At 37.0% G+C, this 21,445-nt stretch carries 24 protein-coding genes and 3 pseudogenes; 9 read left to right on the forward strand and 18 right to left on the reverse strand.

Going from position 1 to position 21,445, the window contains the following annotated elements:
• Positions 1-57 precede the first annotated feature (57 nt).
• Positions 58-852, forward strand: coding sequence for a polysaccharide deacetylase family protein (locus RCG23_RS25335; protein WP_308177950.1), 795 nt, complete (start codon positions 58-60; stop codon positions 850-852).
• A 25-nt stretch (positions 853-877) separates the two neighbouring features.
• Here the strand turns inward: RCG23_RS25335 and dnaB are convergent, their stop codons facing one another.
• From dnaB to RCG23_RS25355, 5 genes are all read right to left on the reverse strand, one after another.
• A complete protein-coding gene (gene dnaB / locus RCG23_RS25340; protein WP_308177951.1) occupies positions 878-2,176 on the reverse strand; it encodes a replicative DNA helicase in 1,299 nt (432 codons plus the stop codon).
• Positions 2,177-2,181: 5 nt separating this feature from the next.
• Positions 2,182-2,517, reverse strand: a complete 336-nt coding sequence (locus RCG23_RS25345) for a replicative helicase loader/inhibitor (protein WP_308177952.1) — start codon at positions 2,515-2,517, stop codon at positions 2,182-2,184.
• Positions 2,518-2,576: 59 nt separating this feature from the next.
• The gene (locus tag RCG23_RS26130; RefSeq protein ID WP_374049875.1) at positions 2,577-2,660 is read right to left on the reverse strand and encodes a conserved phage C-terminal domain-containing protein; all 84 of its coding nucleotides are present in this window, start codon (positions 2,658-2,660) and stop codon (positions 2,577-2,579) included.
• Entirely contained in the window at positions 2,657-3,262 is a 606-nt protein-coding gene (locus RCG23_RS25350) for a replication protein (protein WP_308177953.1), read from the reverse strand. Before RCG23_RS25350 ends, RCG23_RS26130 begins: the two co-directional genes overlap by 4 nt.
• A gap of 1,124 nt (positions 3,263-4,386) precedes the next feature.
• Entirely contained in the window at positions 4,387-4,530 is a 144-nt protein-coding gene (locus tag RCG23_RS25355) for a hypothetical protein (protein WP_308177955.1), read from the reverse strand.
• Between the two features lie 464 nt (positions 4,531-4,994).
• Here RCG23_RS25355 and RCG23_RS25360 point away from each other — a divergent pair.
• The 5 genes and pseudogenes from RCG23_RS25360 to RCG23_RS25380 all read left to right on the forward strand — a co-directional run bounded on the left by RCG23_RS25360 (position 4,995) and on the right by RCG23_RS25380 (position 8,270).
• A pseudogene (locus RCG23_RS25360) lies at positions 4,995-5,314 on the forward strand (PadR family transcriptional regulator).
• A gap of 68 nt (positions 5,315-5,382) precedes the next feature.
• Positions 5,383-5,724: a DUF1048 domain-containing protein gene (locus RCG23_RS25365; RefSeq protein ID WP_308177956.1), complete on the forward strand. Its 342-nt coding sequence runs from the start codon at positions 5,383-5,385 to the stop codon at positions 5,722-5,724.
• Between the two features lie 171 nt (positions 5,725-5,895).
• Positions 5,896-6,657, forward strand: a complete 762-nt coding sequence (locus RCG23_RS25370; protein WP_308177957.1) for an ABC transporter ATP-binding protein — start codon at positions 5,896-5,898, stop codon at positions 6,655-6,657.
• The gene (locus RCG23_RS25375; RefSeq protein WP_308177958.1) at positions 6,658-7,407 is read left to right on the forward strand and encodes an ABC transporter permease; all 750 of its coding nucleotides are present in this window, start codon (positions 6,658-6,660) and stop codon (positions 7,405-7,407) included.
• Between the two features lie 446 nt (positions 7,408-7,853).
• The gene (locus tag RCG23_RS25380; RefSeq protein ID WP_308177959.1) at positions 7,854-8,270 is read left to right on the forward strand and encodes a DUF1284 domain-containing protein; all 417 of its coding nucleotides are present in this window, start codon (positions 7,854-7,856) and stop codon (positions 8,268-8,270) included.
• 10 nt (positions 8,271-8,280) lie between these two features.
• Here RCG23_RS25380 and RCG23_RS25385 read toward each other — a convergent pair whose 3' ends face one another.
• Positions 8,281-8,505 (reverse strand): DUF6199 family natural product biosynthesis protein, encoded by a 225-nt coding sequence (locus RCG23_RS25385; RefSeq protein ID WP_308177960.1) that lies wholly within the window; start codon positions 8,503-8,505, stop codon positions 8,281-8,283.
• 216 nt (positions 8,506-8,721) lie between these two features.
• Between RCG23_RS25385 and RCG23_RS25390 the strand changes: the two genes are divergently transcribed.
• The gene (locus RCG23_RS25390) at positions 8,722-9,201 is read left to right on the forward strand and encodes a DinB family protein (protein ID WP_308177961.1); all 480 of its coding nucleotides are present in this window, start codon (positions 8,722-8,724) and stop codon (positions 9,199-9,201) included.
• A 216-nt stretch (positions 9,202-9,417) separates the two neighbouring features.
• On the opposite strand, the gene RCG23_RS25395 is transcribed toward RCG23_RS25390, so the two are convergent.
• The 6 genes from RCG23_RS25395 to RCG23_RS25415 all read right to left on the reverse strand — a co-directional run bounded on the left by RCG23_RS25395 (position 9,418) and on the right by RCG23_RS25415 (position 13,621).
• Positions 9,418-9,843: an SRPBCC family protein gene (locus RCG23_RS25395; protein ID WP_308177962.1), complete on the reverse strand. Its 426-nt coding sequence runs from the start codon at positions 9,841-9,843 to the stop codon at positions 9,418-9,420.
• Positions 9,844-10,025: 182 nt separating this feature from the next.
• On the reverse strand, positions 10,026-10,976 hold the full coding sequence (locus RCG23_RS25400; RefSeq protein WP_374049876.1) for a TRM11 family SAM-dependent methyltransferase: 951 nt from the start codon (positions 10,974-10,976) through the stop codon (positions 10,026-10,028).
• 235 nt (positions 10,977-11,211) lie between these two features.
• A complete protein-coding gene (locus tag RCG23_RS26135; RefSeq protein WP_374049792.1) occupies positions 11,212-11,343 on the reverse strand; it encodes a hypothetical protein in 132 nt (43 codons plus the stop codon).
• Positions 11,344-11,570: 227 nt separating this feature from the next.
• Complete coding sequence (locus tag RCG23_RS25405; RefSeq protein ID WP_308177964.1) at positions 11,571-11,843, reverse strand: DUF2277 domain-containing protein; 273 nt, start codon at positions 11,841-11,843, stop codon at positions 11,571-11,573.
• Positions 11,844-12,365: 522 nt separating this feature from the next.
• Positions 12,366-12,656, reverse strand: coding sequence for a hypothetical protein (locus RCG23_RS25410; protein ID WP_308177965.1), 291 nt, complete (start codon positions 12,654-12,656; stop codon positions 12,366-12,368).
• A gap of 116 nt (positions 12,657-12,772) precedes the next feature.
• Positions 12,773-13,621: a hypothetical protein gene (locus tag RCG23_RS25415; protein WP_308177966.1), complete on the reverse strand. Its 849-nt coding sequence runs from the start codon at positions 13,619-13,621 to the stop codon at positions 12,773-12,775.
• Between the two features lie 387 nt (positions 13,622-14,008).
• Between RCG23_RS25415 and RCG23_RS25420 the strand changes: the two are divergent.
• Positions 14,009-15,244, forward strand: a pseudogene (locus RCG23_RS25420) (IS110 family transposase).
• Positions 15,245-15,512: 268 nt separating this feature from the next.
• Here RCG23_RS25420 and lepB read toward each other — a convergent pair.
• The 4 genes and pseudogenes from lepB to RCG23_RS25440 all read right to left on the reverse strand — a co-directional run.
• A complete protein-coding gene (gene lepB / locus RCG23_RS25425) occupies positions 15,513-16,061 on the reverse strand; it encodes a signal peptidase I (protein ID WP_308177967.1) in 549 nt (182 codons plus the stop codon).
• Positions 16,062-16,233: 172 nt separating this feature from the next.
• On the reverse strand, positions 16,234-16,617 hold the full coding sequence (locus RCG23_RS25430) for an SMI1/KNR4 family protein (RefSeq protein ID WP_308177968.1): 384 nt from the start codon (positions 16,615-16,617) through the stop codon (positions 16,234-16,236).
• 150 nt (positions 16,618-16,767) lie between these two features.
• Positions 16,768-17,286, reverse strand: coding sequence for an SMI1/KNR4 family protein (locus tag RCG23_RS25435; protein ID WP_308177969.1), 519 nt, complete (start codon positions 17,284-17,286; stop codon positions 16,768-16,770).
• A 192-nt stretch (positions 17,287-17,478) separates the two neighbouring features.
• Positions 17,479-17,826 (reverse strand): annotated as a pseudogene (locus RCG23_RS25440) (DUF4262 domain-containing protein); the annotation flags it as partial.
• A gap of 266 nt (positions 17,827-18,092) precedes the next feature.
• Between RCG23_RS25440 and RCG23_RS25445 the strand changes: the two are divergent.
• Positions 18,093-18,329, forward strand: a complete 237-nt coding sequence (locus RCG23_RS25445; RefSeq protein WP_308177970.1) for a hypothetical protein — start codon at positions 18,093-18,095, stop codon at positions 18,327-18,329.
• Between the two features lie 586 nt (positions 18,330-18,915).
• On the opposite strand, the gene RCG23_RS25450 is transcribed toward RCG23_RS25445, so the two are convergent.
• Together RCG23_RS25450 and nagZ are read right to left on the reverse strand one after the other, a co-directional pair.
• Entirely contained in the window at positions 18,916-19,485 is a 570-nt protein-coding gene (locus RCG23_RS25450; RefSeq protein ID WP_308177971.1) for a GNAT family N-acetyltransferase, read from the reverse strand.
• 156 nt (positions 19,486-19,641) lie between these two features.
• Positions 19,642-21,429, reverse strand: coding sequence for a beta-N-acetylhexosaminidase (nagZ, locus tag RCG23_RS25455; protein ID WP_308177972.1), 1,788 nt, complete (start codon positions 21,427-21,429; stop codon positions 19,642-19,644).
• Positions 21,430-21,445 lie beyond the last annotated feature (16 nt).

A 21,445-nucleotide genomic window follows, 5' to 3' on the forward strand; every position in this document is an offset into this window, starting at 1 on the left:
AATAATATTAATAAAGACTACATAAAATAAGTCCATTATTAATGAGGAGAGCATCTGATGAAAAATATATTGTTCTTTACGATTCTTTTATTAATTAGTTTGTTTTCTTATCAAACAACTACATATGCCTCCACTAATAGTCGGGAGGCATATGAAAAAACCGGGCGTGTTATTTGGGAAGTTAATACAAACGAAAAATTAGTTGCTCTTACTTTTGATGATGGACCACATCCTGTTTTTACTCCTCAAATACTTGAAATATTAGCTAAATATGATGCTAAGGCCACCTTTTTTGTAGCTGGTAATAAAGTAATTCGTTTTCCTGATATTTTAAAACAGGAAGTAAAAGAAGGACACGAAATTGCTAATCACACTTACCATCATATTTATAATAATATTACGTCAGCAAAACTATCATCAGAAATAAAAGAAACAGATAAAATTATACATAGGATCACTGGTTTTACACCGTCCCTCTATCGTCCCGTAGGAGGCCATTATAATGATTTAATTATAAATACCGCAATAAAAAACGGAAAAGAAGTCGTATTATGGAATCAAGATACCCGTGATTGGTCGGATCCTCCTGTAAGTCAAATGCGTAACTATATAACAAAAGGAGTAAAGCCGGGCAGTATCATTCTATTTCATGATTGGCATGGAAGTGAATATTCTCAGACTTGTCAAACAGTTAAAGCCTTGGATAACATTTTGGACTTTTTATATAAAAACGGGTATAAATGTATAACTGTATCTGAAATGCTCTACCGCTCGTCACAAAAAATTCCAGACTTTTTTAAAATTTATCCTAAAAAGAAAGATAAAACGTCTCATATTGATTTAATGTTATAAATGAGATTTTCCGCAGAAGGGATGATTACCTATAATCCTCAAACCTGCCAAACTCCTTCTGAATACCCAGCTTCACTGTCCCAATCGGTCCATTTCGCTGCTTTGCGACGATAATCTCGACGATGTCTTTTTCTTCAACGTCCCTTTGATAATAATCATCCCGGTAAAGGAATGAAATAACATCGGCATCCTGCTCAATCTGTCCGCTTTCACGCAGATCTGATAACATCGGCCGTTTATCCTGCCTGCTCTCTACACCCCTGCTCAGCTGCGAAAGTGCCATAACGACAATATTCATTTCCCTTGCCATAAGTTTAAGAGCTCGGTTGATTTCACTAATTTCAATTTGGCGGTTCGATTGGTATTTATTTTCACCTGGAATCAACTGAAGGTAATCGATGATGACAAGGATTCTTTTATCATCTCCGTACTCTCTCTTCACTTTTCTTACCTTGGACCAAATATAGTTAATATTCATTCCCACGCGGTCAAAAATATGTAATTGGCTGTTCGAGATCTTCCCCATCGCATGTGAGAGACGGCTCCAATCGTCTTTTACAAAAAATTGCTTCGGGTTTCTCATTTTAACTGAGCTGATTTCGCCAATTGTGCTCGCAGCTCTTTTCAGCAATTGTTTTACGGGCATTTCCAGTGAGAAAAATAGGCAAATGTCCTTTTCCGCTGCGTTCAGGGCAATATTTAATGCGAATGCTGTCTTTCCCATACTTGGACGTGCACCGACAATGACGAAATCGAATTTTTGGAATCCGCCTGTCAGGTTATCCATCCCTTGAAATCCAGTTGGAATCCCTAACAGCTCCTCCTTTTCCTTTTCACAATCAAAATATAACTCTATTAATGACAGCTTAATATCGCCGAGATGGTCCTCGTGATTGGTATCCTCTATTTCCATTAATCGGGAAATGCCTTCCCTCAATGTTTGATTGATATCATCGGTTTTGGCATTTTCTATCAGTATCTTTGCGGCTTCGATCGCTTGTCTTTTTTTCGCATACTCTTTGACGATTCCCTGGTAGTAGTGAAAATTTGCGGTAGTAGGAACACTCCCCGCCAGCTTGGTAATATAGGAGATGCCGCCGATGTCTTCCAGGTTATTGGCACCAATCTGTTCCACGACCGAAATAACATCGATTGGCTTCCCTTTTTCATCCAGCTCTTTCATGGCAGCGAGGAGCTTCCGCAATTTTCTCGAGAAAAGCTGATCAGGAGTGATGGTGCAATCCTTGATTAGTCCATCCTCCAAAAACAGGGCGCCAACTGCTGCTTGCTCCGCCTCTGTATTTACAAGCCTTGGATCGAACATTGATTTCACCGCCTCCGTATTCCCAGGATTTCTCTCATCTTTGCCAACTCCTGCTGGACAACTTCCTCTTTTGCCGGTTTCACATGCCGCGATAGAAAAGCCATGGTCTCCATGACATTCGGGATATCCCTGGATGAAGCTGTTTTTTTTCTGATAAGATCCGAAACCTTTGGCGGCACCGGTGATACCTTGGCAAAAGCAACAAGATTCTGTTTTAGTTCTTCAAAGGAGGATTTCTTTAATGCCTCGTACCAGGCATTAATCTTGCGCTGGTCAGGAGAGAAGCAGTCATAATACTCATCAATTAGCGACATGAGCTCAAATACCTCGTCCTTAGTCATTTAGATCGAAATCCTCCTTTCTCCACTTTCTATTGCCGACTTTTTGATTTAAATACGATTCAAACTTGTTCCCAAACAGTGTCTGGCCTTAGGAATTTACTCCATTTTGGGTCCCGCCATTCATCCGACTTCAGGTCAATCACTTGCTTAAAGTCCCTAACTGTAAATCCTTCTCTCCATCTGGCCGAATCAGCTCCTGCGTCTTGTTCGAACTGTACCGATAGTTTGTTTGGGTTTTCAGATTTAAGTAATCAATGATTTCAGCAAACGGTATATGTTCTTTTGTGGTAGTCTTTGAAGTAATCTCTGTAGTAATCTCTGGTATTGGTGGTACAATTGTTGTTTCCTCCAGTGACAATTCCTGTTGTGAGGACGGCTCAAGAATGTGAGTCGAAACCTCCGTCACTATCATCGATGTTTCTTCCATTTCCGCAAGCTTTATATAATCAATCGTATACCATTTGGTTTTATCGATTTTAGACCGATTCCAGTTGGCTGAGATTAAGTAACCTTTCTGTTCCAGTGAAAGGATCGTTTTTCTAATCGTATTTTCATGCCAAAACGGCATTTGCATTTGCCAATCCTTATACGTGTTATAAATCCATTTCCTCCCTTCAATCACATGCTTGCTGGACTCTAACCAATAATGCATTTGCTGCAACACCACTGCTTCATTTAATCCAATTTTGATTGCGAGCGATGGAAGAACGATTAAGGGATGTTCATTGATTAATAAATTGGTCATTGGAACTCTCCTGTCTTTTTTAAAATCAAATCCTTCACCCTTTATATATAAAGAAGTGACGAAAAAGGACAGTCGATACCTAAAAAAATATCATCGATAGACAAACTGGTGGCCGAAGAGGATTTTTCTTCACACAAAAAGCCACCCTTTTTATGTAGGGTGGCTTATGGTAGCTTTACATTCTATTTCATATTGGCTCGTTTTTTTTGAAAGGCTATAGAATAAATTCTAAATTTTAGTAGCATCAACTCTTTTTTATTTTATTTCAGTGAACAGACCCCTGAATATTGCCCCCTACATTTGGTAAAGAATTAAAATCAAAAAAAGAGATAATACAACAACACTAACTAAAGAGGCAACTTTAATATAACGAATGGCACCGTCTGATACTTCAGGTTCGTCATTGTACATCCATCGTTATCCTCATAAAATACTTTCTTCTGGATAAAAATAACTCCAAATTAGTACAGCATATATTGGGATCAATAAAATTAAATACAATATTACTTCTCCCAGCTTCAGTACCCCCAAAAAAAATCGTTTAAACAATATACGAATAAAATTTCCATATGTTTCAAAATGCACTACCTTTTTTTGAAAAACGTTGTGAGTAACCAGTGATATTTAAAATAAGCGGAGGTTTTCCGGTTAGACTACAGAATAGAGCTCGGTTCGGGGTATATAAGCGGAGTTTTTCCGATTAAGCAAAGAAAAATTAACCATTTTCACGCTTTTTGAGCCAATAGTCGGAATCTTTCCGTCTATTCAAGCTATTTTCAGTGCTATTTCCTAATTAAGAGGAATTTCTCCGCTTATTTATCAAAAATGCTTTAGTGCCAAATGAACTTGTACAACTTACGGGTGCTTAATGGCGGGTTTTGTTTTCGAGTACAAAGCCTTTATTTGACTTGGTGCTTCGATATGCTTTTTTTCTGCCTTTAAATGACGAATAAAAAACTGCATAAAAAAAGAGAAGGTTCACTCTCCTCCTCCCCTCATACCTCTTCGTTCCGGTGAGTAAATTTGATCCTGGATACCGGAATTTTTAATTCCTTTAGGATGTCCATGAATATTATACACGTGTACAGCTCCATTTTTAGAGCCATCCCTTTTAGGATTCTGTTTTATCGATCTTTCCTTTGGTAAATTTCAAGTAGCTCTGTAAACTCGTTTCTGGATAAGTCCGAATACTGAAATAGATGCTCAGCGGATTCCATTTGCCCATCTTGAACGGCTCTTTTGATTTTCTCGATTTCTTTTTGTTTCACTCTTTCTTCTGCATGATGATTTACATCAAAACAGCAATTCTTAAGCTTGTGATATTCCTCCAGATTCAGTGAGGAATAGCGAAAAAGAATATCCGCTTCCGTTTCTTTTCCATTTTGTAAGGCCTTTTTGATACGTTACGTATCGATTGCTTTTTGCATGCCTTTAAATTAGCATTCAATTAAACTACACAATGGTTAGTTCAAGAAATCCAATGGGTTAGCTGGTTTTAACAATATTTAGAAAATCCAGTTGACTGCGCCATTACTACGTGTTACGATATACCTGTAGTAAGTCACACTGGATACCGACAGCAATAGTTGACACCCCTCCTACTCGGTGTTAAAAAAGTGCATGTATAAGTAATGCTTAATAGCGGGATTTCCCAAAAGCTATTAAGTAAAAATTTCCCTCAGTACTAAGTTATACTGAATATAAGTCAGACAGAATAGAGGTGATTCTAAAAATGGAAAATTTAACTGAAATGCTGAAGGGTTCGCTTGAAGGCTGTGTGCTGGAAATCATCAGCCGCCATGAAACCTATGGCTACGAGATTACCCGACGCCTGAACGAGCTTGGGTTTACCGAAGTCGTGGAAGGGACGGTATACACCATCCTCGTGCGATTAGAAAAGAAAAAACTGGTGAGCATAGAAAAAAAACCGTCAGATATGGGCCGCCCCGCAAGTTTTACTCACTTAATGAGGCTGGCCGCCAGGAACTTGAATTATTTTGGAAAAAATGGGATTTTGTATCATCAAAAATTAACGTCTTGAAGTCAAACTAGCTTCATAAGATATTCAGTCCATTATTTTTGGAGTGTCTTGTTCACTATAAAAAAGGAGGAAAAATAACATGATGGAAATGTTCAAAAAAATGATTGGTGATAAAAAAGAATACAAGATGATGATGGCAAGGGTTGAAGCCCTGCCAGAGGACTACCAGTATGTATTTAAGAAAATACAAAACTACATGTGGAAATTCACAGCAGGCAACGGGATGGATATGCTGCACATACAGTATGAATTAATTGATTTGTTTGAAGCCGGTGCGGCGGAAGGCAGACAAGTGCTGGAAATCACTGGGGACGATGTGGCGACCTTTGCCGACGAACTAGTGGCAAACGCTAAAACCTATGTTGCCAAGTATCGTGAAGATTTGAATCAGAGTATCATGAAGCGATTGGGAAAAAAATAAATTCAAGAGATCATACCGACTGAATAGCTGGTTACAAATGTGAATTATCACCTTCTCTATTCAGTTGTTTTTTTAATTCAGTAATAAGTAATACAGATTATCAGTCAGACTTAATAGTAAAGTAAAGGCAATTCAGATCCGCAAGACACTTTTAATAAGGAGGAAAAAAGTATGAGCAATGCAGCGATTTCTGTAAAAGGATTAAAAAAATCCTTTAAAGACAAGGAAGTCTTAAAGGGGGTGGATTTTGAGGTGCGACGTGGCGAAATTTTCGCACTGCTTGGCTCAAATGGAGCGGGCAAGACGACAACGGTCAACATCCTCTCGACGCTGATGAAGCCCGATGGCGGTGAAGTAGGTATTTGCGGCTTTGACGTCCAACGTCAACCGGATCATGTTCGCCAGAGCATCAGCCTGACAGGGCAATTCGCAGCTCTAGACGGCATGCTCACTGGGCGGGAAAACCTGATGATGATCGCCAAGTTACGAGGAGTTTCCAATCCCACTCAAGCCGCCGACCATCTGCTTGCAAGATTCAGCCTGACCGATGCGGCCAACCGCCGGGCGGACAAATATTCCGGCGGGATGAAGCGCCGGCTTGACATCGCCATGAGCCTGATCGGGACGCCAGCAGTCATTTTTCTCGACGAACCGACGACAGGGCTTGACCCCGAAGCGCGTGTTGAAGTATGGGATACCGTCAAGGAGCTTGCCGGCGGCGGCACGACCATCTTGCTGACGACCCAGTACCTGGAGGAAGCCGAACAACTGGCAGACCGTATCGCCATCCTGCATGGCGGAAAAATCATCACGACCGGTACCCTTACCGAACTCAAAGAGATGTTCCCTCCAGCGGAAGTGGAGTACATCGAGAAGCAGCCGACATTGGAGGAAATCTTCCTCGCGATCATCGGCAAAAAGGAGGAGATGTAAATGAAAAGCAATACAGGGGTATTACTTGGGCGTTTAATGCGCAACATCATGCGGAGCCCGGATACGATTATCACGGTGGCGATTACGCCAATTATGATGATGCTGCTGTTTGTCTACGTATTTGGCGGCGCCATAGAGACAGGCACGGACAATTACGTCAATTATTTATTGCCGGGAATCTTGCTGATGGCTATCGCATCAGGCGTTGCTTACACTTCCGTGCGGCTGTTTACGGATGTAAAGAGCGGGCTGATGGCGCGTTTCATTACTATGCCCATCAAGCGCTCGTCGGTATTGTGGGCTCACGTGTTGACCTCGCTTGTTTCCAATGCGCTAACTATCGTGATGGTTATCCTCGTCGCGCTCTTGATGGGCTTCCGTTCCAGCGCTGATATCCTGGATTGGTTCGCGGTAGCTGGGATACTCGGGCTGTTTACGCTGGCGCTGACATGGCTCGCGGTCATTCCCGGATTGACAGCGGGTTCTATGGAAGGGGCGACAGCCTACTCGTACCCGCTGATTTTCCTGCCGTTTATCAGTTCGGCTTTTGTCCCCACCGAAACCATGCCTAAAATTGTACGTGCGTTCGCTGAGAACCAGCCCGTGACTTCAATCGTGAATGCAATCCGTGCCCTCTTGTATGATGGGTCTGTTGGCAACGGTATCTGGATTGCGCTTGCCTGGTGCGTCGGCATCATGATCATCTCTTACTTCTTCGCCAGTAAACAATTTAAACGCCAGTTAGGGTAAGTAGTGCTCTTTCGCAGGAGGATAAATTATAAGAATAAAGCCCATATAATTTCCTTCACTTTCGAGTGTTATTGAATAAACTTATTGATTTCTTTAAAATTTCTATAGTTATTTTCTTCGCATATTTATATCCGAATTTGGCAAAAAAATGCTGTTAAAGGCAGTATATTTTATGATTATAAAAAAGCCTAAAATATTCAAGTAGTGCATAAAAACTTGCATATTTTAGGCTTTATAGTTTTATTCCTTATTGACATTTAAATAAATAACTAACCAGGAAGGTGTTTCCTTTAATTAGTGGAAACTTATTTAGAATCGACCTTGTTCAAATAAAAAGGTCCCTTTTGAACAGTAATGATATGTTATGATGAATAAGATGTGTTAACTGATAATACCTATTAGTTAACAATTGAATTTACTTGAACCTGTAAACTGGAGGGAGCATTATGTATAAGCTGCGAGGTCATCATCTTTTTTGCCTTCTGGGCTATCGGGGAATGGGCTATTCAGAAGAGTACGTGGAAAATATGACACGTTTGCATCAAACTTTAAGAGATAACCCCAAGACGTTAATTCAGCTTGTAAAGGGACCAGACCAGTTATGTGAAAAATACCCCAACTCAGGTAAATACCACTGCCAAGACGACAATATTTATGAAAGAGATGCCGCTATTTTAGAAAAAATGGGGCTTGAAATCGGACAAATTCTGAATTGGACGGACATTGAGGAGTGCATCCGAAAATTTGTCGTTCCCTCCGATATTCAAATTGTTTGTGAAACTTGTTCCTGGCGTTCATTTGGAGTTTGTGAGGAGGGTATTCAAGAGATTCATGGAGGGAAAGGCTTAAGGAAAGTTAACTAAGCCATCCCCCCTACTTGCGGTTAAGAATAAACATCACAAATAAGAAAGTTATTACAATAGCACTAACTAAAGAGGCAACTTTAATATAACGAATGGCACCGTCAGATACTTCAGGTTCGTCTTTGTACATCCATCGTTTTCCCCATAAAATACTTTCTTCTGGATAAAAATAACTCCAAATAAGTACCGCGTATAGGGGAATCACTAAAATTAAATTCAATATTACATCTCCCACCTTCAACCCCCCCAAAAAAAATCCTATAAACAATATACGAACAAGATTTCCATATGTTTCAAAATGCACGAATTTTTGTTGTATAACGTTGGCAATGCCTGACACCGTTATCTACCGTAATGACTATCCTTAACCGATTTAGAACAAATTCACAATAGTTTTAAGAGAAACATGTAATATGGTAAAATAATGTAAACATTTGAGGAGTTGAGAAGGATGGAACAGTTTTTATTCAACCAACTAGCATTTGTTCGAGGTCAAACCTTGAAGTTGATGGATGGAGTTACGGAGGAAATGGCTGACCGTATCCCAGAAGGGTTCCGCAATACGATTCGTTGGAATCTTGGTCATATCTATGTAGTCTTAGAACGGATCTCTTTCCAATACTTAGGACTTCCACAGCATTTGCCCGAGGGATTCAAGGAGCAATTCGAAAACGGTACTTCACCATTAGACGCCACAGCTTCATATCGAGTTCCAACGCTGCTAGAGTTAGAGACTCTATTAAAAGAACAGCAAGCACGGATTCATGATACACTTGCACACCGGCTGCATGAAAAGGTAATTCCGCCTTATACCACCTCTGCCGGTATGACACTCGAAACCCCGGAACAATTCCTTAGCTTTAACCTATACCATGAAGGTATGCACTTGACCGTCATTAGAATGTATAAAAATTTGTTATCACGTTCATAAGTTGAAAAGTCATTTTTTCAACAGCTGCACTGCTAACGGCTTTACGTTTTAAAAGAAAAATGTCAGGCACCTAAATGGACAGTTGCCCATGAAGGGTGCCTGAAACCCTGACTTTTTACAAAAAACACAAAAATAAAAATGGTGGTATCCGTGGTAATTGAATCATCATCACCACAGACACACACCATTAATATGTTTTCTAGCTAGAACTTTTTTCTAGGAATTTGTTTGCTCTGCATATTTTTTGAAATTATCCAGAATTGCCTGCCATCCTTGCTGTTGAAATTCAATTGGATTTTCTGTTTCAGCATCAAAGGTTTCAATTACTTCGGTTTCGTTTTCTTGACCTTTAAAAGTGATTTTAACTTTTCTTCCATCACCTAGAGTATAAGCAATAACCTCATGTAATTTCACTTCATCATAAACTCCACCAAAATCGAAACCAAAACTTCCATCTTTGGCTTCCATTCTTGAAGAGAATTTCCCACCAGGCCTTAAATCATTTTCAGCAAATGGTGTGTGCCAGTCTTCTGAAGCACTGTTCCATTTTGTTATATGGGTTGGTTCTGTCCAATATTCCCATACCTTTTCTACTGGTGCATTAACTGTTGTTTCTACTGTTATTTTTTTAACTGTTTCCATTTTTACCGCCTCTTTTCCACGAATATATTAAGCGATATGTCCATCATCGATGTGACAATATTGTAAATGATTTCGAAAATTTATGCTACTTCTTCACTGTTGCCTTTTACCGCCCTTGTAATCCATTTCTTCCCTTCCACTAACCTTGTAACGAGCAAGGCACACACAGTTATTAAATAAGGTCAATTACAAACCATCACTTCACGAGTAAATAACCCTTTTTTAGCGACAGCTCGATCAATGATGGCAAATCCTGCATTTAAGAGAATCTCATCGATTGGTTCAACCGTTACCACGACCACTTTCTTTGCAAACCTGCGAGCACTTTGGAGCATTTCCAACTGTTCTTCAGGTGTTATCACAGAACACAAATTGTAGGGCAAATCGATAATGGCTACATCATAATGACCTGTGACATCATTGATATCCGCTAAATTCACTTCTCCAGTAAGACCAAAGTGTGCGATGTTTTCTCTTGCTCCGTCGAGGATTAGATGGTTTCGGTCGCTTCCCACAATATCGATCCCCATTGAACGGGCTTCGACTAGTACGGTTCCAATTCCACAGCATGGATCGATTGCTTTTATCCCACCTGGGGCTGGAATGGCGATATTCACTACTGCCCTTGCAACACGGGTGTTGAGAGCAGTGGAATAACTATGCGGCTTCTTTTGATGTTGAAACCAAACAGATTCACTTTTAACATAGTCACCGAATATCCATCTTCCATTTACATTCATAACACCAAACAATCTATCTGGATTCCGCAAATCAGCTTCACCGTCGACATGTAATCCAATCTCTCTCTCCGTTTTACGTCGGTTCTCAAAGCCTTCTTTTTCCGATTTTGCAAGACTAGCATTTTTTACATAAATCACTTTAAACGATGCCCCAAATAATTGTAAAGTTGAAACCTGTTCGAGAAGATCCTGAAGGCTTTCCCCCTCATAAATCACACCAATTCTTTCCTTTATAAACGGACTTCTGCTCGGTTCAATTTTTACAAAGCTCTCCATAACGCTAGATTCAGATTCTTTCCCGAATAAAGAGCGCATCTCCAAGGCACACAAAAACTGTTCATCCTCAGTACAGGCGTAAGTATAAATATATGTTGTTAACTCATGGTTGTTTATATCCAGGTTATTCTCATCCTTTAATCTATCAATTTTACTTGCACTTACAAACACTAAAATCATCATTGCGAATATCTGTTTCATTTCTTTATACATTATAACAATAAACAACGGTTTGTAAAAAAATCGTCCGTAGTGTGACTGTCAATCCCCGTTTTTTCTATTTACACAGATTTGTCCTCTTCAGTAGAGAAAATGAGTCTGGCACCGATTTCCCGAGGGCTATGGTGCATGGTTACCTTCCATTTTTAGACGGAAAAAATACAAATTTCGCATCTATTAGAATGTGGATCGTAATGGGTATCCATAAATATCCTGTTCCAATGTATAAAAGAAACAAAATGGCTCCTAAGTAGGTGGTAAACAAAACCCCTTTCTAATTGCCCTTTAAAAGTATTTTTTAATAAACTAAACTGCCACTCTAGTTTAAGTACATTTCTTCACAATCTCATCTAAAATATCCATTTATTTTGAAAATGAGTTACTCAACAATCTGATCCTTTAATAAAAAATGAGCGCTAATCTTGTTCAAGGATAGCGCCCGAATGCTAAAAAATCCAAAAAAGCTTTCACTTTTTTTCTATTTTTAGTCATCTAATTTGTTCCATACCTTTTAGCTGCTCTAGTACGAGCACGCTCAGCTTCGACCTCACGATTCCGTGGCTCGGTACTCGTTACCAGTGTGTTCAATAGTTCTCTAGAAACCATTGCAATCTCATTGACTGCACGAATAAACGCCTCCTCATTCGCCTTTGAGGGCTTGTTATAACCTGTTATCTTTCTGACGTACTGAAGAGATGCTGCATGAATCTCTTCTTCGGTAGCTGATGGGTCAAAATTAAATAATGTTCTAATGTTTCGGCACATAACTTACTCTTACTCCTTTTTGTTTTATATTATTGTTGGTTTTGAAAAAAGATTGATTAAATTTCACGTATATAAAATTTCATCTTTTCGAACAAAAATTGAGCAAAACAATGGCTCTTTTCTATTTTTAGAATTACCATTGATGGAAAATTCCCCTTCATATCTAACACCTACTTAAAATAAAGGTTAGGGTATATATTCTCCATTATTTTTGTCAATACCTTCTTTCACTAATCTGCTCCGTTAGCGGAACAAGAGATGCGACTGCCCTTATTGAACAATCGCCTCCATTAGTTCAATAAGGATTGTGAGCTTTTTCTTTATTTCTTCAACACTTTAACAAGTTTGAATAATAAGAAAACCAAGCCAACCATTATAGCTAATAATAATACAGATACAAGGATATTAAATATCATATAAGCCCTCCTAGAATTTTTATTTCTAATTATCATTTCACAATAAATTCCCAGTTTTTTCGGACACTTATTGAACTATTCTGCCCCGTTTGTTTAGTAAGAAAGCTTAACGGTTATAAAGCCAATCATTCTTTTTAACACCAAATCCATCGCTTGCATCTTTGATTGCTTCATCTAAGGAAAAAAAGAAGTAATCGCCAATTACCTGCCAGTTCAAGTCGCAAGAAAAGAGATAAAAACCCTCTCCGTCTTCGTACTTAGCGATTGCTATCCCCGTTATTTTGACTTTTTTCTTAGTGCTTTCCTCTTGATATAAAACAAAACCAAAGTCATTTGACACTACATTTTTTGTATATTGAATAACCTTTGCACCGTCTAACTCAGAAGGAATTTTCATTTATATGTCCTCTCTTTTCTAACATCTGTTATTCAACAATCCTGCCCGTTAGTCGAATAAGAAATGGCTACCGTAGCAGCTTTATAACTCGCAATTAGTATAGAAAAAGCAAAATTTTAAAGATTAAAGTCTTTCATCTTATGTGTATAGTGTTTTTTTTGAGTGAATGCAACGTATTCTAGACCAATACAAGGATTTAAATTCCCATCTTCAACAGTAGTCCCCATGAAAACAAATGATTTAAGCTGTGGAAGTTCCTCAATAAACCTTATCGAAGGAATTTCTCCACTATCCGTGAAAAGAAGCTTTTCAAGCTCCTTTAGTGTGTTAATTTCACTAAAGTCCTTTATATTCTTGCACGATTCGATAGCGAGCTCTTTTATTTTCTGTGAACCTTCTGATATTTGTTTAATAGATTCTAGTTTACTGCAAAAGTTAAGATCTAGTTTCAATAGTTTCGGAAAAGCACTTATTCCAGTTAGAGATATAATTGTCGATTGAGTCATGGCCAATTGTTCAATCTTCGATAAATCAGAGAGTTCCGTAAGATCATTTGTCTTAGGTTTATATTTCCACATTTTTAGAACCCTTAAATTTATACATTTTTTAATACCAACAACGTTTTTGTTCATATCCACGTAGAGTTCTTGCAATTCATGAAATTTTGAAACATCAACTTTTGTTTTAGGGTCACCGAAAAACAATACATGTAAGTGGTTTAGATAATTCAACCCTTCGTAATTTTCAATAAAAGTACCATTGATATTAACCTTTTTCACATTTGGGCAGTTTCTTAAGAAATCAATGTTATCGTCTAAATAATATGAATCATTTATTGCAATTGCACTAATACCTTGAGCATTAATATAATCAACGTATTCTTTTAATCTATTGCTGTCGAATACAATGTACTCACTGTTAAGACCATCAAGAGAGTTAAATCCATCCTTTTGAACAATTGCCAAGACTTTGTCCTCCCATTTTTTTTACTAATTGAAATATTTATGTACTTATTTCTATTTCCCTTCTTAAGTTAACCTGCATCGGTAGCTGATCAAAAAAGCTCGCCATTGGCAGCTGGATCTTCAAGTAAGGCACCCGTTCGTATTATAAGGTCAGCCAGATATTTCTGGTTGACCATTTTTTATATGGTTTTATTATAACTGTAGCCGGGGTAGAACGTAAGCACCCGTGGGACTCGATCCCGTCAGCTAAACAGTTCGCCCCCTACTTGTAGAAACATGTTTGAGGCTGGTTGGGACCAAGATCTCGTCTAACAAGCGAAGCTATGATACTGCAAGATGGAAATAGGGGTACCGGTGATTTTATTTATTAGAGGAGGAGATTTAAAAATGAATCCAGTCGTTGGTCTGGATATAGCAAAAGGCGAAAGTCAGGTTCAAGCTTTCTTGGATAAGAAAAAACCTTACAAAAGTAGTTTTAAAGTATCACATACTCTAGAGGGATTAGATATTTTACATCAATTTCTTAGAGAAATTGAGAATTTAACAGGAGTTAAACCTCCAATTGTTCTTGAAGCTACAGGGCATTATCATACTCCAGTTGTTCAGTATTTTGAGGACAGAGATTATTTATTAATTATAATCAATCCTCTTATCTCTTATCGTGCAAAGAGCTCGAGTTTACGGAAAGTAAAAACAGATAAAATCGATGCTTATCATCTCTGTGAATTGTACTATAAAGAGGATTTGGAGCCCTATAAAAAACGAGGAATTCACCTTTTAAACCTTCGTAATCTAACACGGCAACACGAAAACTTAACTGAAATATTTGTACAAGCTAAGCTGCAGTTTCAAGCAGTTCTTGATTAGGTTTTTCCTGAGTATAAAGGTGTTTTTGGGGACTTATATTCAGTTGTTTCTTTACTAACTCTACTAGAATATCCTACATCTAACGATGTCTTAGAAACTGGAGAAGAAACGATAGCAATTAGAATAAAGAAAAACTGTAATAGTCGTTCTCGTAAGTGGGCGGCTACAAAGGCAAAGGAACTGATATTTGCAGCAGGTCAGAATCCTTTTCAGAAAACCTTATACCAGAGCCATATTTTGACGATAAAAATGTATATCAATATGCTTTTAGAATACCAAAAGCACCTATCTGCGTTTCAAACTGAGATAGATGCTTTAGCAAAAGAACTTATAGAATATAAGATTATCCAATCAATCCCTGGTATCGGAGAAAAAATCGCGGCAACGATTATTTCCGAAATTGGTGAGATTGATCGGTTTAATCACCCTAAAAAACTTGTAGCATTTGCCGGAATTGACCCTAGTATCTTTGAATCAGGAAGGTTCAAAGGAACAGTGAACAGAATAACAAAAAGAGAGTCTAGCAGGCTTAGGCGTGCCTTATATTTAGCCGTTAAATGTGCCATTCGTGATTGTCGAAAAAAGAAAACAACTAAAGATATCATCCCACGCAACAAGAGGTTACGAGAGTTCTATGATAAGAAACGGGAAGAAGGAAAGCCTTATAAAGTAGCTGTAATAGCCTGTGCAAATAAGCTTTTACAATGGATCTATGCACTATTAAAAAGTAACTCACCTTTCCAAGATATAGCTTAAATAATAAATAAAACTAAAAAATACAAAACCTTCCAAAAGAAGAATTTAGGAAGGTTATTTGGCTTGCACATTTTTAGTATAGCATGAGAAATTTAATTTTTTATTGAAAAATATTCACAAACTATTAGCTGGTTTAGTTGAAGTGCATTTTTTCACAATCTTAGCTTTAATACAGGAATTCAACAAAAAAGGTGGTTAACCCTTCCTGGATCAACGCACCCGATGGTTTTGAAGAAGAGACCAGTCCAACAATATGAATAAGTAGCAATTAGTTATTTACCATTTTAATATCTTTTATTGGATAATAAACAACATTTGTTGTCCCTATTACCTTTTCCATTGGTATCGCTCCAATATCACGGCTGTCTTTGCTTCGCCTTCTGTTATCTCCCATTACAAACAAACTATCTTTAGGAACAGTATCACTACCTATAGCGGTTTCCTTTAAAGTGAAAGAGTCTGTTAAGGTTCCTCCATCTTTTAATGATTTCTTGTATTTTTCTAAGTAAGGCTCGTTGTAAGTCTTCCCATTTATATATAAAACATCATTTTTATACTCAATACTGTCACCTGGGAGTCCGATTACACGTTTTATGTAATCCTTACCTTCTGGGGCGTGAAAAACAACAATATCAAATCTTTTCGGTTCCCCAATTTTGGTTACTACCATACGGTCCTTGTCCTGGAGAGTGGGTTTCATTGATTCACCGTCAACAACAATGGGGGTAAAGAAAAAAGAGCGAATAATAAATGCTATAACAAGTGCACCTAATATTGATTTAACCCATTCAAACGTTTCATTTTTCTTCTTTGTCATTACTCATTCTCCCTTAATATTCATCTGAAAATCATATCCTCATTTTACCATATTTGTTTGGGTATATATTATTTTTCTTAACTATCCTCACCCGTATGTTCAATAAGAACTTCCTTAAAAAAAGGCGTTAATCCTTACTGGATCAACGCTCATGATAGTTGAATAAGAATGCCTAATAAGTGTAGAGATATTTCATAAACTCGAAGAAATCATCGGTACTATAATTTGGATTTTCAATGTCCATTCCGATAAAGTCAACCTCTACTAATTTAGGCCTTTCTTGTCGGAAATCGTAACCATAAGCTGTGCCGCCACCATCGGAACCTATGATTAATAAACCAGGTGCAAACTCAGGCACGGAGTAATCCTCATTACTTTCAATCAATTCTTGAATTTCCCATAACTTCAAATAACTTTCTCCAATAGTTCCTTCGCCGCCATTTGTCTTTAGCATAAACTCAATATAATCTGGGGGAAAATTTACATTCAACACTTCTTCCACTTTTTCTATTTCTTGTTTAGAAGTGGATGTATTAAATTCGAACTCTTTAAACAAATATTTCTTTTGGCCAACATCCTCTTACTCCTGTCTTAACGATAACTACCGTATTTTATTTAACCTCACCCTTTAGTCGAATAAGGAAAAAAAGAGCTGCCAATCACACTGGATTATCAACTCTTCCTCCCGTTAATATAATAAAACGAATTAACTCATAAATATGTCATACCAAAAAGGGATTTTCTTTATATTATCAAAATCAATTTCGTGATGTTGCTTAAAACCAAATTCAACTGAAAAATAGTCCCATAAATTCTTACCATAGTAAATAATATCCGTCTGCCATACAGACATAATTGGATTTCCTTTTTCAAAAGGGAAAGAGGGTATGTATCTATGTCCATAAATCGGTATCAGTTTTGGTACATTTTCATAATTAATTGTAGCAATATTAATTGCATCTTCTAAATCGGAAGGCTTTTCTCCCCAACCTTCAACCCAAAATCCATTATGTTCAATATCAAAAATAATACCTTCTAATGGCCAGTTCATTTGGTGAGTTATTTTTTCTATATTTTCTTTGCTTTTATTTCTCCAGTTAACAAATCCATTAGAAATTGGTAGCGTATACATAAGTAATTCTCTATAATCCGGAGGGAAATTAATTTTGTATATTTTCTCTATGTCATCTATTTCTTCTTTATTTAATCCCTTTGTAAATTCCACGCCTCTTCCTTTTAATAAATTAACTAATACTAATTGAGTAGTATTTATTGTTTATCTCCCTAAAGTTAATTTTATAGAATATAAATACTTATTAAACAAAACTTCCCCGTTTGTTCAATAAGCAAAAAAGAGCTGCCGCAGCACCCCAGTTCCACTCTTCCCCCTGTTAGCGAAATAAGACTCTTAATCAAAATCGTCAAGAATCTCTTTATCGAACCAAACATCTTCATAATCACCAACAATTAAAAATCGCCATCCAGGTGCCAAACCTAAATATTTTTTAATATCTAGTGCCCACTCATCAATATGTTCAATGTGAAGAGGAACAAAAAAATCAGGATCTTCGGAAAATTCTTCTCCTGCCCAAATAAACCAGCCAGAAGTTCCTTCTTCTGGATATAGGCGAAGACCATTAATAGGAATTATACCTTCTTTTACGTTATTAGAAATCCCTAATTTCAAGTTGTCTCCTGTTGGAAAATATTCAGCACCATATTTTTCACATATTCCTCTTTGTCCTTTATCAGTATTAATTGACATAAGATTCTCCAATTTATTGAATTTGTCTCTTAAAATTCAACAGAAATTTTCAACTTCCTTCTTTCACTAAACTCACCCGTTTGTTCAATAAGAACTTCTACACAAAAAGCGTTAATCCTTCTTTCACTGAAAAACTGGATTGTAAAAAAATCGCTGAATTCCAATGGTATCAAGGTTTTCAAGCGATTTAATCATCTACCTTTATTCACGTTAAAAGGCTTTATGCGGAGTGAGCCCATAATAACGGTAAATGAGGAAGGGTTAAATTGAATAAAACTTTCTTAAAAGGTATTTTAAGTGTCATAATAGGTTGTATTGTAATGGGAACTTTGTTTCTTTGGCAAAAAGGTATGGGATTGGTTTCAAATTTATTTATATCAGTCACAGCTGCAATCTTGGGATATATGTTTATAGCTCCAATGATTATGTCAAAGGAAGAAATGAAAGAGTTTGAACAAAAAATAAATGAATGTTTAGAAAAAGATGATACGCTAAAAAAATAACAAAAAAATAAATCAAAAGCCGATATCCCACAAATTGGAATACCGGCTTTTATTTATTGAATGGGGGTATTTGTGTTTTGGCTTACATTTATTATTTTCTGGTTGCCTTACCACTCTAATTAAATTAATCGTTTCTCGGACCAGGAAGTACATGGAAATAACAGCATTTTTTTATAGTAAAAAGATGATGACTAACATGACCCTGTATTTGGCAATTAAGAAATGCTATAAACGGCAGTATGTTTTATGAATTTAAAAAGAGCCAAAATAGGCAAGTAGTGCATAAAAACTTGCATATTTTTGGTTCTATATTTTTATTCTTATTGTGCTAAAGCACCTTTTACTTCAATTAGAAGAGAGCATCCCCTTAATATTAAAGGAATGCCCTGGATAGGTAAGTATAATATTTCAAAATTCATAAAAACTTTATTTCCAACTCGCCTCTAAGCAATCACATTTTGAACCATTAATTTTAATCCGAAGTCTTTGGAATCATTAATGTATAATTCAGCAAAAGAATGTTCTTCACTTTTTTATATTGTTCAATATGATAATTCCACGTCCAATAAGCTAATTAATTACCCTATTATTCTTCCTTTTTTTCAGAATTTAAATATTCCTCTTTTAATATAGAGTAATGTGCAGTATCTGTTAGGACACCTTTTACCATTTGGTCTCTACGATGAGTACCTTCATATGTCATACCTAAACGGCTCAATACTTTTTCTGAAGCACCATTCCTAACATCATGTCCCGCAAACACTCGGTCTAAACCTAGTGTATGAAAGGCTAATTCAAGTATTAATTTCCCTGCTTCCGTCATGTAGCCCTTACCCCAAAAATGTCTATTCAATGTAAAGCCTAGTTCTCCACTATTATTCCATTCATGTATTCTAAACTCAATCGTCCCAATCATTTTGTTGCTCTCTTTTAGAACAATTGCATACATACCGATTGGTGATTTCATATAATAGTTTGCTATCATTTTCTTCGTTTGGTTAACATCTGTATGTTGGTCATAAATGTAACGTGTAGTTCCTTCATCAGATGTATACTCATACATATCATCGATATCATCAAGTGAAACCTGACGTAATATGATACGCTCCCCTTCCATCCGACTATGCTTAATCATTAAAAAGTTTGTATTACCCATGTCAACACTCCTGTTTTATTACATTATAAGATTCTACCGTTTTTTCATACTCTACTAATTATTGTAGCATATTCTTTTGAGGCGAAAAATCATTGCCATATATAAGCTAACCTGCCCCTTCGTATTATAAGGTTAACCACAAACCAATATGAATAATTAATGTAAATAATTATTCAGTAGACTATTGATTGATTGATTTATTTCATTTATGTTAGGATTTTCTACGTTCATATCGTTAATGCTATATTTCCTTTTTAGTTGAATAATTCTTTCGATACTTTCATTTAATCTTTGTTCTGAAATTTCTCCATTTTGAACTGCTGTTTTTAGAGAGGAGGCAATCTTCACAACATTATTATATTCATGCCCTACTAAAATAATATCGCTTCCTGCCTTTACTGATTCCACCGCTGCTTTGCCAATATCAAAATGTTCTGTTATGGCCCCCATTGTCATATCGTCCGTTATGATTACTCCCTTGAAAATAAGTTGTTTTCTAAGAAGGTCCGTCATGACAACTTTTGACATGGACGCTGGATTCGTATTATCTAATTGAAGCAATAAAATATGGGCGACCATCACAACATCAGCTCCATCATCAATTGCATGTTCAAAGGGAATTAATTCTAGTTTTTTGAGTTCTTCAAGACTCTTATTTACAATTGGAAGTTCCAGATGGGAATCAACCGATGTATCTCCATGTCCAGGAAAATGCTTAATAGTAGGGATTACGTTTTGCGACTGAATCCCTTTCATCGTTTGAATCCCAAGTTTACTTACAATTTCCGTATTATTCCCAAATGATCGATCCCCGATAACAGGGTTATTTGGATTGCTGGTAATATCAAGAACAGGTGCAAAATCGAGATTTAAACCAAATTCTCTTAATTCATGGCCTAAAAGGGTTCCGACTTTATAAGAAAACGCGGGATTATTTACCTGCCCAATCTTATTATTGGGAGGAAAGTTAGCAATTCCACCCGGCAATCTTGTCACACGCCCACCCTCTTGGTCAACGCCTAAGAAAAGAGGTAAATTCGAACTATTTTCAGCTTTCATTTGATTCACAAGTTGAATGGTTTGTGCAGGGGTAGCGAGATTATTTTTGTAAAAAATAATTCCTCCTACATGGTATTGGTTTATTAATTTTTTTGCGTTTGCATCCATCGTGGTCCCGGAAATTCCAGTAAGAATCATCTGCCCAATTTTATCTTCTAAACTCATTTTAGAAATCACTTCTGAAATGGATTGATTTCCTAATTGATTCGGTTTTTCAACTTGTGTTTGTTGATTTGATTTCTTACCAATCTGTGTAAAGAGTGAGATATGGTCAACTTTAGGATTTGGTTCCTGCTCTGTTTTTACTGGTAAAACCCATAATACATCAGTAGAAGCCGTTGCATGATAGACAAGTATCATTTGGTCAACAGTTGAATCTTTATAGTATCGAATGGCATCGGGTTGTCCACCAGTTTTCTCAATTTCATTTAACGAGATATTTTGCAGTTCAGAATCATACGATCGTATATCATTAACAGTCTGATCGGCATAGCCGATTGTAGCATGATGACTTACGTATTCCTCATATCTGCCTTTAACAGTTTCCGAAATATGTTCTGATTTTCCCCACTCTTGATTTACTTCCTTCCATTCTGTTTTACCAGAAACAAAGGAAATGTTCGGAACCTTGCCTACCTTAGATAGGGAAAACGTTTCCTTTACTAATTTCTCAAGATTTGAATTCCGCTCAGAATCCACTGTATTTTTACCGGGATTTTTAGTTTCGGAAGGTTGAGTAATAATTGGAATTTCTTTCCCTTGAGTAGTCTTTTCACTACTATTTTCTTTGATTGCATAATAATAAACGCCAATGATTAAGGCTAAAATGAAAAGTGGAATCGTAAAAATAAGTAGTTTATTTCGAGATTTTCTTTGTCTTTTCATACTCCAATTTCCCTTT

Source organism: Neobacillus sp. PS3-34 (assembly GCF_030915465.1).
In the GTDB taxonomy this organism is placed as follows: Bacteria; Bacillota; Bacilli; order Bacillales; family Cytobacillaceae; genus Neobacillus_A.

Bases quoted from the DNA above. Each gene is read 5' to 3' on its own strand.
- RCG23_RS25390 (WP_308177961.1), top strand. From the start codon at position 8,722: ATGGAACAGTTTTTATTCAACCAACTAGCATTTGTTCGAGGTCAAACC.
- RCG23_RS25350 (WP_308177953.1), bottom strand. From the start codon at position 3,262: ATGACCAATTTATTAATCAATGAACATCCCTTAATCGTTCTTCCATCG.
- RCG23_RS25335 (WP_308177950.1), top strand. From the start codon at position 58: ATGAAAAATATATTGTTCTTTACGATTCTTTTATTAATTAGTTTGTTT.
- RCG23_RS25395 (WP_308177962.1), bottom strand. From the start codon at position 9,843: ATGGAAACAGTTAAAAAAATAACAGTAGAAACAACAGTTAATGCACCA.
- RCG23_RS25410 (WP_308177965.1), bottom strand. From the start codon at position 12,656: ATGAAAATTCCTTCTGAGTTAGACGGTGCAAAGGTTATTCAATATACA.
- RCG23_RS25345 (WP_308177952.1), bottom strand. From the start codon at position 2,517: ATGACTAAGGACGAGGTATTTGAGCTCATGTCGCTAATTGATGAGTAT.
- RCG23_RS25370 (WP_308177957.1), top strand. From the start codon at position 5,896: ATGAGCAATGCAGCGATTTCTGTAAAAGGATTAAAAAAATCCTTTAAA.
- RCG23_RS25375 (WP_308177958.1), top strand. From the start codon at position 6,658: ATGAAAAGCAATACAGGGGTATTACTTGGGCGTTTAATGCGCAACATC.
- RCG23_RS25365 (WP_308177956.1), top strand. From the start codon at position 5,383: ATGATGGAAATGTTCAAAAAAATGATTGGTGATAAAAAAGAATACAAG.
- RCG23_RS25380 (WP_308177959.1), top strand. From the start codon at position 7,854: ATGTATAAGCTGCGAGGTCATCATCTTTTTTGCCTTCTGGGCTATCGG.
- dnaB (WP_308177951.1), bottom strand. From the start codon at position 2,176: ATGTTCGATCCAAGGCTTGTAAATACAGAGGCGGAGCAAGCAGCAGTT.
- RCG23_RS25405 (WP_308177964.1), bottom strand. From the start codon at position 11,843: ATGTGCCGAAACATTAGAACATTATTTAATTTTGACCCATCAGCTACC.
- RCG23_RS25450 (WP_308177971.1), bottom strand. From the start codon at position 19,485: ATGGGTAATACAAACTTTTTAATGATTAAGCATAGTCGGATGGAAGGG.
- lepB (WP_308177967.1), bottom strand. From the start codon at position 16,061: ATGACAAAGAAGAAAAATGAAACGTTTGAATGGGTTAAATCAATATTA.
- nagZ (WP_308177972.1), bottom strand. From the start codon at position 21,429: ATGAAAAGACAAAGAAAATCTCGAAATAAACTACTTATTTTTACGATT.